Below are 13522 nucleotides of genomic sequence, written 5' to 3'. Positions count from 1 at the left end.
CGGCGCGGCATGCCTACGGCTTGTGCATTGCACAAAAAATATACAGTTTTGGGCGGGAGGTCACTTGTTGATGGGAAGGGAAAAGCTGCGCAGATAGGCCGGTATATCGCTCGGGTCGAAAGTTACTCCATCGATGAAGCGGTCCGCTACCTGCGCTGCGGCCGGGCCTGCATTGGCTGGCAAGCCGAGCGCAGTCCGGTAGATGTCAGGTCGGAACGCCGCGGCAGCGCGTTCAAGATTTTCCGGCGAATGCGCGACCTGGCCCCAGCGCACCATCTGGCTGTAGATCCATTGTGCGAGCTCGGTCCTCGGACAATTGGCATCGCCGCCGTGGAAAGAGAAATATTCCGGCACCATTCGTTCGGTGCCGATAGGGTCGATGGTGAACTGCCCTAGCAGAACGCGGTGCAGCAGATCGGCAGGCGTGTCGACATAGCGCGGGACGGAAAGCATCTCCGCCAATTCCCGTCGATTGGACTGCAAATGGCACCATTCCGCGGCGCGGTCGAGCACCACGACGAGGCGGCTCAGCGTGTCGGTATTGGCCGATGCCCATTCCGGCCGGACACCAATGATCTTTTCCGGGCTGGACGGCCAGATATCGCCCTTGACGGCAACGATACGCCCGACGCCGCGTTCGACGGCGATCATGTTCCACGGTGCGCCGACGCAGAAACCGTCTATTTCTCCAGCTGCGAGCGCATCGGACGTCATCGGCGGTGGTACGACGACGAGCTTCACATCACGATCCGGATCGATACCCCCGGCCGCCAGCCAGTAGCGCAGCTCGTAATTATGCGACGAATAGGGGTAGGTCATGCCGAGAACCAGCGGCGGCTCGTTGCGGCTGCGCCTGGCATCGATGACGCCTCGCAGCGCCACGGCATTGGTCAACGCATCTTCAGTGCCAGCAAGGTTCGCTGCAGCCTGCATCTGCCGATAGAGCTTTACCGACAGGGTGATGGCATTGCCGCCGCGCCCGAGCGAGAACGGCGCCAATACCGGTGATGGATTGGTGCCGATGGACAACATCGACGCAACGGGCATGGGTGCAAGCATATGCGCCACGTCGAATTGACGAAACGCCAGCCTGTCGCGGATATTGGCCCATGAGACGTCGCGGATCAGGTCGAGCTGGATCCCTTCCCTCTCGGCCAGTCCAAGCTCGGCAGCGGCAATCAGCACCGCGGAATCGAGGAGCGGGATGAATCCAGCACGGACAAGACGGGTGCCCGCCCCATGAGCCTTTACCCCTGCGTTGTCCCCGCCCTCACCGATGCTCTTGTGAATGAAGCTCATGCCAGTTCAGCCTCCAAGAAGATTCGCCGCGAGGACCACGCTTTGCGCGATATCCGACAACTTCTTCTTCTCGTTCATGGCGGATTGCCGAAGAAGTACATAGGCCTCCTCCTCGGTCAGTTGCCGCGATTTCATCAATATGCCTTTTGCACGCTCGACCACCTTGCGCTCCTGAAGCGCCGTTTTCGCGTCGGCAAGCTCCTGCTGCAGGCGGCTGAAGGCGCGAAAGCGGCTGACCGCCATGTCGAGGATCGGCTTGACCCGTTCTTTTCTCAAGCCATCCACCACATAGGCCGACACACCGGCCTCCACCGCAGCTTCGATGGAGGAACTATCCGAGCGGTCCACGAACATTGCGATGGGCTTGCGGACGATACGGGTCAGCTGGAACAGGTGCTCCAGCATGTCCCGGTTGGGCGTTTCGATATCGATGACGATCACATCGGGCTGTATGCGTTCGATCTGGCGCGCAAGACCGTCGATCTCGTGGACGAGAGAGACATGGTCATGACCCGCTTCGCGCAAGCCTTCCTCGATAATGGAGGCGCGAATGCGGTTTTCATCAAACACCATGATCGAGAGCGGTCGTTGCATTGCCTTAATTTTGCGCGTGCATAGAAATTATGCAATGCTACATTCGGCCACAGCTGGTGTGGTGGAATTGAAATACGCCTGACTATGGCGGCAGGGGGCCGGAGCGTATTTCAATTCCGAGACCACACTAGAAACATATAATTGCTAGTGACCTTATCGAATCTGAAGTTCATCTGACGCTGCTGCGATAATGTAGTGAACTTCAGATTCGGGTCACTAGTGAGATTGCGATGCTTCAGGCAGCCCGCCCTTGCGCAGGGCGGCGAGATAGCGCTCCGCATGTTCCTGGTGCTTCCATGGAACGCTGGCGCGCGTGCTCTCAATCGTCGTCTCCGGTGCGAACGACATGAGGTGCCTTAGCGCCTCGGATGCTTTTTCCCTTTGGCCAAGTTCGCCGTAGCTGGCAAGCAGGACGCGACAGGCCGTCGGGAAATGCGGCTTCAGATGCAGCGCCTTGCGTGCCCATTCTATGGCCGCATCGTAATTGCCGCCAACGAACTCGGCCATGCCGAAGAAGCCGAACGTCCAATAATTGGCGGGATCGCGCGGACTGAGTCGCAGCGCAAGCTTGAGGGCGTGCCGCGCCTGCTCGATATCGCCTGTGAGCGCGTAATAGCCACCACCCCACATGCGGGCCGAGGCTAGATTGGGATTAAGGCCGATCGCCGTGTCGAGGCTGCGGCCCGAATCCTCGAAACGGCGCATGAACAGCGCCACGGAACCAAGGATCATATGCGCTTCGGCGTCGCGATCATCGAGTTCCACGGCCTTGCGCGCCATGCCGTGGGCGTCGCCGAGCGTAGCGGCTGGATCGTTGGTCCAGGCATAGAGCACCTCGTCGATGCAGCACATTGCGACCACGACATAGGCGCGCGCAAGATTGGGATCGGCCGTGAGCGCCTTGTGGGCAAAAGCCTTGGCCTGCGCGCAGTCGCTCTTCGTCAAGCGCCAGGCATGCCAGTTGGCCCGCATGACGCAGTCCCAGGCATTCAGGCTGGCGCTGTCTTTTTGCCGCGCCCTCTGCATCTCAGCGCCGATCAGTTCGGGAGCGACAACGCCGACGATGCTGGCGGTGATATCGTCCTGAACCTCGAACAGATCATCGATCTGCCGGTCGAACTGTTCCGCCCATATATGGCTGCCTGAACCGGCATCGATCAGCTGCGCCGTGATCCGAACCCTGTTGCCGCCGCGCCGGACGCTGCCTTCCAGCACATAACGCACGCCGAGTTCACCGGCCACCTGCTTGATGTCGACCGGGGCGCCCTTGTAGGTGAAGGACGAATTGCGTGCGATCACCAGGAAGCCCTGGTGGCGCGCAAGGCCGGTGATGATGTCTTCGGCGATGCCGTCGGCGAAATATTCCTGGTCCCTGTCGGCGCTCATGTCCTGGAAGGGAAGCACGGCGATCGCGGGTTTCGGCGCCGCCGGCCGGGTGATGTCGTCCCTGGGCTGCTCCGCGATGATCTCGAGAACGACCCGGTAGACGCGGATGCGCTTCTTGATGTTCTTCACCTGGCACTCGCCGAGATCCTCGAAGGCGAACGCGACTTTCCCGGCCACCTGCTCGAAAACGCTCGACGTCAACGAGACGCCGCCGGGGTCGGCCAGCGCCTCCATTCGTGCTGCAATATTGACCCCGTCGCCGAAAATATCGTCTCCATCGACCACTATATCGCCGATATTGATGCCTGCGCGGTACTGGATGCGCCGCTCCCTGGCCATGCCGGATTCAGCTTCAGCGACGGCGCGCTGGATGAGGACGGCGCTTTCCACGGCATCGACCACGCTGCCGAACTCGACCAGTAGCCCGTCCCCGGTCGTCTTGACGATGCGCCCGTCACGGCCGGAGATGATCGGCTGCATGATCTCCTGACGGTGGTGGCGCAGTCGTGCGATCGTGGCAGATTCGTCGACTTCCATGTGGCGCGAATAGCCGACCATGTCGATCGCAAGGATCGCGACCAGTCTCCGCGCTATCCGGTCATTGTCCAAGCTCTTGCCCCGCCTCGTTTGGTCCGTTCGAGCTTACGATTGTCGGCCCGGCAAGTCCATTTCAAACACCTGGCACAGATATCAGGTCAGCAGCGGTCTGCCTTCGAACATGGGCGCCTGACCCTCGACCTCGGATTTGATGAATTCGCGCAAGACGCGGATGCGCGGTGTATTGACGATATCCTCGTGGCAGATCAGCCAGTAATCCCGGTTGAGATGCAATTGCTTCGGTAGTACCGGCACGAGTTCGGGGTAGTTGCGGGCGATATAGTAAGGAAGGATGCAGAGGCCGAAGCCCGATCGCGCGGCGCTCAATTGCGAGAAGATGCTCGAACTCTGATAGGATGCCCTCAGGCCCGGCAGGATCTCGCGCATATAGTCGAGCCCGGGCGTGAAGATCATGTCCTCGATATAGCCGATGAACTGATGGGTGGACAGATCCGAACGCTGCCGGACAGTCGAATGACGCTCGAGATAGGACCGCGACCCGTAGACGAAAAGGCGATAAAGCGTCAGCTTCTCCTGATGATACCTTCCCGTCCGCGTGGCATTCAGCGTGATCGACAGATCCGCTTCGCGCCGGGAAAGCGAAACGATCTGTTGGATCGTTACCATCTCGATGGAAAGAGAGGGGTGGGATTGCGCCATGAGAGGCAACCGGTCCGCCAGGAAGAAATTGGCGATGCCTTCGAGGATGCTCAATCGCACGACGCCGCTCAGTGCCGCCGTTCCGCCTGCCGCCTCGCTCTGGAACCGCACGGCTTCCCGTTCCATGATCTCGGCGGATTCGATCAGTTTCTCTCCAAGCGCCGTCAGAATGTAGCCCCGCGGACTGCGCTCGAACAGCCGCGCCGAGAGAGCTTCTTCGAGCCTGTCGATCCGCCGCGAAACGGTGACGTGGTTCGTGCGCAGCCTTCGCGCTGCATTGGTCAGCTGGCCGGTCTTCGCCACCGCCAGGAAGTATTGCAAATCGTCCCAGGTGAACTGCCGCATGCGCTGCCCTGCTGTACGTTTTTGTACTTGATATGTGCAAAATTAGGTGTTTGTGTACTTATTTGTCAATGCTACAGTTTTTGCAACAACATGGTTGCCGGTCGGGAGAAACAAGGCGATCATGGGCTGGTTTATCCGGATCGGGAAACGGCCGGATCGAGGGAGGAGAATAACCAAGCGGGGTGCGGCTGAGCCGCATGGGCGTGTGTAGATTTTCATCACATCATCGGCTGTAGCGGATCATCCTCCGGATGGCCGGTTAGTTTAATCTTTGGGAGGAGATACGAATGAAGCTTTTGAGCATCGCGACCGCAGCCCTGCTGGCGGCGACTGCCATTCCCGCGATGGGCGCGGAAGTATCGGACGGCAAGGTCAAGATCGGCATCCTGAACGATCAGTCGGGCGTCTATGCGGACTTCGGCGGTAAGTGGTCGTTCGAAGCCGCCAAGATGGCGGCGGAAGATTTTGGCGGCAAGGTGCTCGACGCACCGATCGAGGTCATTTCGGCCGATCATCAGAACAAGCCGGACATTGCCGCCAATATTGCGCGTCAATGGTACGACACGCAGCAGGTGGACTCGATCATGGAGTTGACCACCTCGTCTGTGGCCCTCGCAGTCCAGGGCATTTCCAAGGAAAAGAAGAAGATAGACCTGGTTACGGGCGCGGCGACTGCCGAACTGACCGGCAAGCAGTGTTCACCCTATGGCTTCCACTGGGCCTATGACACGCATGCTCTGGCGGTCGGCACAGGCGGCGCGCTTGTCGGCGCTGGTGGCGATAGCTGGTTCTTCCTGACGGCAGACTATGCGTTCGGCTATTCGCTCGAGGAGCAGACGAGCACCTTCGTCAAATCCAAGGGCGGCAACGTGGTCGGCTCCGTGCGCCATCCGCTCGCCACGACCGATTATTCCTCGTTCCTGCTGCAGGCGCAATCGTCCGGCGCCAAGGTGATCGGCCTCGCCAATGCCGGACTGGATACGGCCAATGCCATCAAGCAGGCGGCGGAGTTCGGCATCGTTGCCGGTGGCCAGCGGCTTGCCGCGCTTCTCTTCACCCTGGCCGAGGTCCATGGTCTCGGCCTGGAGGCGGCACAGGGCCTGACACTGACGGAGAGCTTCTATTGGGATCGGGACGACGAGTCGCGCGCTTTCGGCAAGAAATTCTTCGACCGCACGGGCCGCATGCCGAACATGATCCATGCCGCGACCTATTCCGGCGTCCTGCAATATCTCAAGGCGATCGAGAAGGCAGGCACGGACGAGACCGAAAAGGTTGCCGCGGCAATGCATGAAATGCCGGTGGATGACGTCTTCGGCCGCGGTGCCAAGGTCGGCGCCAATGGACGCCTCATCAGCGATGTCTACCTGATGGAAGTGAAGAAGCCGGACGAAAGCAAGCAGCCCTGGGATTATTACAAGGTGCTCGCCACGGTTCCGGGTGCTGAAGCCTATATCGACCCCGCCAAGAGCGGCTGCGATCTGGTGAAGTAGCCGATGAGCGTGTCACACGGCTCTGCCGGGGGAGCGATCTCCCCCGGCGCGAATGCAGACAAGGTTTCGGACGTCGTCCTGACAGCGCGCGGATTGCGCCGCGATTTCGGCGGGTTCGTCGCGGTCAACAATGTCGATCTGGATGTGCGCCACGCCAAAATCCATGCCCTGATCGGCCCCAATGGCGCGGGCAAGACGACCGTCTTCAACTTGCTGACCAAGTTCCTGCAGCCCTCGAGCGGCACGATAACGCTGCTTGGCGAAGACATCACGCGCACCGACCCGGCCAAGGTGGCGCGCATGGGCCTGGTCCGCTCGTTCCAGATTTCCGCGGTATTTCCGCATTTGTCGGTGCTCGACAATGTGAGAGTGGCGCTGCAACGGCCCCACCACCTTTCGACGCAATTCTGGCTGCCGATGGGCGCTCTCGACCAACTCAACGACCGCGCAATGCAACTGATCGAATCTGTCGGCTTGCAGGATGCGCGCAACCGGCTCGCGGCCGATCTCTCCTATGGCCGCAAGCGCGTGCTCGAGATCGCAACGACGCTGGCGCTGGAACCGAAGGTTCTGCTGCTCGACGAACCCATGGCCGGCATGGGGCATGAAGACGTCCACCATGTATCCGATCTCATCCGGGACGTGGCGCGGGACAGGGCCGTGCTGATGGTGGAGCACAATCTGAAGGTGGTGGCCGATTTGTGCGATCAGGTGACCGTGCTTCAACGCGGCGAGATATTGACATCCGGAGATTACCGCACCGTCAGCCGGGACGAACGCGTGCGCGTTGCCTATATGGGAACTGAACATGAGTGAGCCGCTGCTTTCCGTCCGCGATCTCAATGCCTGGTATGGCGAAGGTCACGCGCTGCACGGTATCGATCTCGATATCCATTCCGGCGAGACGGTGACCTTGCTCGGCCGGAACGGTGTCGGCAAGACGACGACGCTCCGCGCCATAATGGGCATCATCCGCAAGCGCACCGGCAAGATCGCTTTCGACGGAAAGGACATGATGCGCGTGCCTCTCCACCGTACCGCGCATGCCGGAATCGGGTTCGTGCCGGAGGAGCGGGGCATATTCGCGACGCTGACCGTGGAGGAGAACCTGCATCTGCCGCCGGTCGTATCGAAGGGCGGCATGAGCATCGATGAAATTTTCGAGCTGTTTCCGAACATCAAGGAACGGCGCAACAGTCCCGGCACCAAGCTGTCCGGCGGCGAGCAACAAATGCTTGCGATGGCGCGCATCCTTCGTACCGGGGTGAAGCTTCTGCTTCTGGACGAGCCGACGGAGGGCCTCGCGCCGGTCATCGTGCAGCGCATCGGCGAAGTGCTCGTGGAGCTGAAGAAACGCGGTATCACCGTGCTTCTGGTGGAGCAGAATTTCCGTTTCGCCAGCAAGGTGGCCGATCGCTTCTATGTGGTGGACCATGGCAGGATCATCGATAATTTCCCTGTCGGGGAACTACCGCAACGCATGACCATGCTCAACGAAGCGCTGGGAGTTTGACGCGATGATGATGATCTTCGGCGTGCCGGTGCAAGCCTTCCTCGGGCAATTGCTGATCGGCCTGATCAACGGTTCCTTCTACGCCATGCTGAGTCTCGGGCTGGCCATCATTTTCGGTTTGCTGCGGGTGATCAACTTCGCTCACGGCGCGCAATATATGATCGGCGCTTTTGTCGGCTATCTGCTGCTCGCCGAGCTTGGCATCGGCTACTGGCCGGCGCTGATCATCGCGCCGCTGGTTGTCGGCCTCGCGGGCGCCTTCATCGAACGCATTGCGCTATCGCGGCTGTACAATCTCGACCATCTTTACGGCCTGCTGTTCACATTCGGCCTGGCGCTCGTTCTCGAAGGCATGTTCCGCTACTATTACGGCGCTGCCGGGCAGCCCTATGCCGTCCCCGGTGCTCTTGCCGGAGGCTACAATCTCGGCTTCATGTTCCTGCCGAAATATCGCGCATGGGTGGTCGTTGCGTCGCTGGTGGTGTGCCTCGGCACCTGGTTGCTGATCGAGAAGACGAAACTCGGCTCCTACCTGCGCGCTGCGACGGAAAACCCGACGCTGGTGCGTGCTTTCGGCATCAACGTTCCGCTGCTGCTCACCTTTACCTACGGGCTTGGAGCGGGCCTCGCCGGTCTCGCCGGCATCCTGGCCGCGCCGATCTACCAGGTAAGCCCGCTCATGGGTTCGAACCTCATCATCGTCGTGTTCGCCGTCGTTGTCGTGGGTGGCATGGGCTCGATCCTCGGCGCCATCATCACGGGCTACATGCTCGGCATATTCGAGGGACTGACCAAAGTGTTCTATCCGGAGGCATCGAGCATCGTCATCTTCGTGATCATGGCCATCGTATTGCTTGTGCGGCCCGCAGGCCTGTTCGGAAAGGATGTCTGACATGACCGAAGCATCCCTTGCGACCGATAAGCCGCGCCGGCTCAATCTCGAGTTCGTCCTGATCCTGATCGGTATCGCCCTGCTCCTGGCCGCACCCTTCTATTTCTATCCCGTATTCCTCATGAAGGTCCTGTGCTTTGCCCTCTTTGCCTGCGCGTTCAACCTTCTCCTCGGCTATACGGGCATATTATCGTTCGGACATGCGGCATTCTTCGGCGGCGCGGCCTATTTCACGGCGCATTCCGTCAAGGTCTGGGGCCTGACGCCGGAACTCGGCATTCTGGTCGGCGTCGCCGGAGCTGCCGTGCTCGGCTTCGTCATCGGCTTCCTGGCGATCCGCCGGCAGGGCATCTATTCGACCATGATCACGCTGGCATTGTCGCAGATGTTCTTCTTCTTCTGCCTGCAGGCGCCGTTCACCTTCGGCGAAGACGGAATCCAGGGCATTCCGCGCGGCCATCTGTTTGGTCTTATCGACCTCAACCAGCCGCTCAACATGTATTTCTTCGTACTTGCCGTTTTCCTGCTCGGCATGTTCATCATCTGGCGCATCATCAATTCGCCGTTCGGGATGATATTGAAATCCGTCCGCGAGAACGAACCTCGCGCCATATCGCTCGGCTACTCGGTGGCCCGTTACAAGCTGGCGGCCTTTGTCATGTCCGCTGCTTTGACCGGTCTCGCGGGCGGCATGAAAGCCATCGTCTTCCAGTTTGCCACGCTTACCGATGTCAGCTGGCAAATGTCCGGCGAAGTGGTGCTGATGACGTTGCTTGGCGGCATCGGCACGCTGGTGGGGCCGATCTTCGGGGCCGCGCTGATCACGGCGCTCGGCAATTATCTGGCAACGTCGGAGTTTCCGGTCACGGTCATCACCGGGATCATCTTCATGATCTGCGTGCTCGTGTTCCGGCGTGGGCTTATCGGTGAGCTCTATGCTTCCCGTTTCGGACGATGGCTGCAGAACAAAGACCACGACTGATGACCACCTATGACTACATCATCGTCGGGGCCGGGACGGCCGGGTGCACGCTGGCCAATCGGCTGTCGGCCGACAAGGATGTGTCAGTGCTTCTGCTGGAAGCCGGCCGGCGCGACAATTATCACTGGATACATATTCCGGTCGGCTATCTCTACTGCATCTCGAACCCGCGCACGGACTGGTGCTTCACCACCGAGGCGGAACCGGGGCTGAATGGTCGCATTCTCAATTATCCGCGTGGAAAGGTGCTGGGCGGCTGCTCGTCGATCAATGGCATGATCTATATGCGCGGCCAGGCCCGAGACTACGATATCTGGCGGCAGAGCGGCTGCACCGGCTGGGGATGGGACGATGTCCTGCCCTATTTCAAGAAATCGGAAGACTACTATCTGGGCGAAAGCGAGTTTCATGGCGCCGGCGGCGAATGGCGCGTGGAGGAAGCCCGGCTGCATTGGGCCATCCTCGATGCTTTCCGGGACGCTGCTGAGGAAGCCGGCATCCCGCGCATCGATGATTTCAATCGCGGCGACAATGAAGGCTCGTCCTATTTCAAGGTCAACCAGAAGCGTGGCATTCGCTGGAACACGGCCAAGGCATTTCTCCGCCCCGCCAGAGATCGATCCAACCTGCGGGTGGAGACCGGCGCGCATGTATTGAGGCTCCTCTTCGATGGGCCGCGAGCGACCGGGCTCGAACTCGAGCAGGAGGGGACAGTGCGCCAGCTGCGGTGCCGGCGCGAGATAGTCCTGGCCGCCGGCTCGATCGGCTCGCCGCAAATATTGGAACTCTCCGGCATAGGGCGCGGCGACGTATTGCAGGCGGCGGGGATAGAGACGAGAGTCGAGCGGCGCGATGTCGGAGAAAATCTGCAGGACCATTTGCAGTTGCGCTGCGCCTACAAGGTTTCCGGCATTCCGACCTTGAACGAGAAAGCCAACCGCCTCGTCGGCAAGGCCTCCATTGCGCTTGAATATCTGTTGCGGCAATCAGGGCCAATGTCGATGGCGCCGAGCCAGCTCGGCGTTTTCACGCGCTCGGATCCATCCGTCGAAACCGCCAATCTGCAGTATCACGTTCAGCCATTGTCCTTGGAGAAATTCGGCGAGAACGTCCACCCCTTCCCTGCCTTCACCGCCAGCGTTTGCAATCTTCGGCCCGAAAGTCGCGGCAGCGTCCACGTCAAATCGCGGCATCACCGCGACCAGCCGGCCATAAGGCCGAACTATCTCAGCACCGAAGGCGACAGGCGTGTGGCGGCAGATTCGATCCGCATCACGCGCAATATCGTGGCGCAGAAATCGTTGCAGAAATACAGCCCGGAGGAATTCAAGCCGGGGCCGCAATATCAAAGCGAAGCCGAACTCATCGAAGCCGCCGGTGCGATAGGGACGACCATCTTCCATCCCGCCGGCACCTGCCGCATGGGCGCTGATCCGGATTCCGTCGTCGATCCGCAATTGCGCGTACGGGGCGTCGATGGCCTGAGAATAGCCGATGCGTCGATCATGCCGAACATCACATCCGGCAATACGAATTCTCCAACGATCATGATCGCTGAAAAGGCCGCAGACATGATCCTGGCTGCGGCCCGCTAGAAGTTACCAGGTCATATGCGCCTTGAGCAGCGCGCGCCGGCCTTCGCCATAACCACAGACATTGACGCCCTGGCAGCCCGCCACATATTCCTTGTCGAAGACATTGGTGACGTTCAGATCGACGCCCCAATTGTCTTTCTTGTAGCCAAGCTTCAGATCGAGCAGTGCGACATCCGGCACTTTGAGCGTATTCTCGCGATCCGCATAGGTCGATCCGACGTAGCGGACGCCGGCGCCGAGTTCCAGGCCTTCCAGCTTGCCCGACGGAACGGTGTATTGGGCGAACAGCGATGCCTGCGTTTCGGGTATCAGGTAAGGCCGCTTGCCGATGAGCAGCGGATCGGCATCCTCCTTGACCTCGATATCCATCGCGGTGAATGACGCGGTCAGTTTCCAGGCATCGGTGATGTTGGCCTGCGCCTCGATCTCGAAGCCGCGCGAATTGACTTCGCCGATCTGGAACTCCTGCTGGAAGGGGCCCGTAAGGACATTTTCCTTGGTCAGGTCGAAGAATGAAGCGGTGATCAACCCGTCGAACCATTCCGGCCGATATTTGACGCCGACCTCATATTGCTGGCCCGTTTCGGGCTTCAGGAATTCGAGATTGCCGTTGACGCCGATTTCGGGGCTGAAGAAGCTAGCGACGCTTGCATACGGTGTTAGTCCGTTGTCGAACTCATAGGCGATGCCGGCGCGGCCGCTCAGGCTGCCATCATGGCCCTCATAGTCGGGGAGCCCGCTGGCATCGGTCTTCACATAATCATAGCGGCCGTTGAGCGTGACGATCCAGCCATCGCCGAACCGCATCTGGTCCTGCGTGTAGATGCCGATCTGGTGCTGCTTGATCACCTGGTCGATATAGGGAGCGCCCAATGGCGCCTGAGGTGCGCCGTAGACGGGATCATTGGCGCTGATCGGAGTGCCGGTGCCTGAAATCTGCACCTGATCGATGTTGTAGAACTTGTAGTCGACGCCAAACAGTAGCTTGTGCTCGATCGGGCCGGTCGTGACCGTGCCCTCCAACTGATTGTCGACCAGGAAGTTGTCGATGGTGGTGTCGTGCTTGAAGTTGATACGTGAAAGATCGTCGGTCGCGCCCGGCTGATCCGCAAACCCCGCATAACCGAATGCGTAGAGCGAATGCTCCTGGACCTCGCCATGGCTATACCGAACGTTCTGGCGCACCGTCCAGTCATTGTCGAACGTATGTTCCAGCTCATAGCCGATGGACGCCTGCTCGCGATTGTAATCGTCGATCGACGGCTCCGTGAAGTTGGCCTTCCGGTCGATCCGGCCGAAGGCGGTCGGTACCACAGTTCCGTAATAGGGCAGGAACGAGCCGCCATCATGTACCGAATCGAGATGGGTATAGTTGCCGAGGATCGTCAGCTTGGTGGCTTCATCCGGCTTCCAGGTGATGCTGGGATTGATCACGCCGCGGAACTCTTCGGAGTAGTCGGTGTAATTGTCGCCGCCGCCGATCTTGCCGTTGATGCGGTAGTCGACCGTATCGGATGCCTTGTCGCCGATGTCGAAGCCGAGATAGCCATTGCCATAGCTGTTGATGCCGGCCTCGACCCTGCGGATGCGCTCGCCCGTCGGTCGCTTGCTGATATAGTTGACGATACCGCCCGGGTTGCTGCCGCCATAGAGCACGGAGGCCGGACCTTTAAGGACGTCTATCCGCTCAATGCCGTAGGAATCGATATAGAAGCCGCCAAAGGCGTAACCGAAATTGTGCAGGCCGTCGAGAAAAGTGCCCTTCTGGGTGGCGTCGAAGCCGCGAATATAGAGCCAGTTCGTGTCGTTATCGACGCCGAACGGCTGTGCGAAAATGCCGGATGTATAGCGCAGCGCTTCGTCGATCTTCTGCGCGCCCTGCGCATCCATCTGGTCACGGCCGATAACCGATACGGCCTGCGGGATCTCTTCGATCGGGGTACTGCTCTTGGAACCGGTGGCCGAACGCTGCGGCACGAAGCCTTGCACGGGACCCGTCGCGGTTCCGTCGGCATTCTGGCCGCTGATGACGATTTCCTGCAGCCTTATCGATGAGTTCGCATCCTGTGCCTGTGCCGCAACCGACATCAAGCCTAGCGCCGCGGCGCTCCCCAGAAGCGTCAATAAAGTTGATCTATATATCCCGCGCATCGTCAAAATTCCTTG

General features: G+C 60.0%; 11 protein-coding genes. 6 read left to right on the top strand and 5 right to left on the bottom strand.

Annotation, left to right across the window (positions count from 1 at the left end; genetic code table 11):
• Nucleotides 1-60 precede the first annotated feature (60 nt).
• The 4 genes from OSJ75_RS18560 to OSJ75_RS18545 all read right to left on the bottom strand — a co-directional run bounded on the left by OSJ75_RS18560 (nt 61) and on the right by OSJ75_RS18545 (nt 4881).
• On the bottom strand, nt 61-1299 hold the full coding sequence (locus tag OSJ75_RS18560) for a CmpA/NrtA family ABC transporter substrate-binding protein (protein ID WP_267229057.1): 1239 nt from the start codon (nt 1297-1299) through the stop codon (nt 61-63).
• A gap of 6 nt (nt 1300-1305) precedes the next feature.
• Nucleotides 1306-1893 carry an ANTAR domain-containing response regulator gene (locus OSJ75_RS18555; protein WP_267229056.1) on the bottom strand — a complete coding sequence of 196 codons (588 nt, stop codon included), beginning with the start codon at nt 1891-1893 and terminating at the stop codon, nt 1306-1308.
• A gap of 216 nt (nt 1894-2109) precedes the next feature.
• Nucleotides 2110-3888, bottom strand: coding sequence for an adenylate/guanylate cyclase domain-containing protein (locus OSJ75_RS18550; protein ID WP_267229055.1), 1779 nt, complete (start codon nt 3886-3888; stop codon nt 2110-2112).
• Nucleotides 3889-3969: 81 nt separating this feature from the next.
• Complete coding sequence (locus tag OSJ75_RS18545; protein WP_250019763.1) at nt 3970-4881, bottom strand: LysR family transcriptional regulator; 912 nt, start codon at nt 4879-4881, stop codon at nt 3970-3972.
• Between the two features lie 287 nt (nt 4882-5168).
• Between OSJ75_RS18545 and OSJ75_RS18540 the strand changes: the two genes are divergently transcribed.
• Genes OSJ75_RS18540 through OSJ75_RS18515 form a run of 6 tightly spaced genes read left to right on the top strand, consistent with a single transcriptional unit; the run spans nt 5169 to nt 11356 of the window.
• Nucleotides 5169-6374, top strand: coding sequence for an ABC transporter substrate-binding protein (locus OSJ75_RS18540; RefSeq protein ID WP_250019765.1), 1206 nt, complete (start codon nt 5169-5171; stop codon nt 6372-6374).
• A gap of 3 nt (nt 6375-6377) precedes the next feature.
• Complete coding sequence (locus OSJ75_RS18535) at nt 6378-7190, top strand: ABC transporter ATP-binding protein (RefSeq protein WP_250019767.1); 813 nt, start codon at nt 6378-6380, stop codon at nt 7188-7190.
• Nucleotides 7177-7887 (top strand): ABC transporter ATP-binding protein, encoded by a 711-nt coding sequence (locus OSJ75_RS18530; protein WP_250019817.1) that lies wholly within the window; start codon nt 7177-7179, stop codon nt 7885-7887. The genes OSJ75_RS18535 and OSJ75_RS18530 overlap by 14 nt, the downstream gene beginning before the upstream one ends.
• Before the next feature lie 4 nt (nt 7888-7891).
• Entirely contained in the window at nt 7892-8779 is an 888-nt protein-coding gene (locus tag OSJ75_RS18525; protein WP_250019769.1) for a branched-chain amino acid ABC transporter permease, read from the top strand.
• Nucleotides 8772-9761, top strand: coding sequence for a branched-chain amino acid ABC transporter permease (locus OSJ75_RS18520; RefSeq protein ID WP_267229054.1), 990 nt, complete (start codon nt 8772-8774; stop codon nt 9759-9761). The genes OSJ75_RS18525 and OSJ75_RS18520 overlap by 8 nt, the downstream gene beginning before the upstream one ends.
• Nucleotides 9758-11356: a GMC family oxidoreductase gene (locus tag OSJ75_RS18515; RefSeq protein WP_267229104.1), complete on the top strand. Its 1599-nt coding sequence runs from the start codon at nt 9758-9760 to the stop codon at nt 11354-11356. Before OSJ75_RS18520 ends, OSJ75_RS18515 begins: the two co-directional genes overlap by 4 nt.
• A 3-nt stretch (nt 11357-11359) precedes the next feature.
• Here the strand turns inward: OSJ75_RS18515 and OSJ75_RS18510 are convergent, their stop codons facing one another.
• Entirely contained in the window at nt 11360-13507 is a 2148-nt protein-coding gene (locus OSJ75_RS18510) for a TonB-dependent siderophore receptor (RefSeq protein ID WP_267229053.1), read from the bottom strand.
• Nucleotides 13508-13522: the final 15 nt, after the last annotated feature.

The sequence above is a fragment of the Phyllobacterium sp. 0TCS1.6A genome (genome assembly GCF_026420825.1).
In the GTDB taxonomy this organism is placed as follows: Bacteria; Pseudomonadota; Alphaproteobacteria; order Rhizobiales; family Rhizobiaceae; genus Phyllobacterium.
Note: the sequence above shows the minus strand (reverse complement) of the source record. Positions and strands in the feature narration are given on the sequence as shown.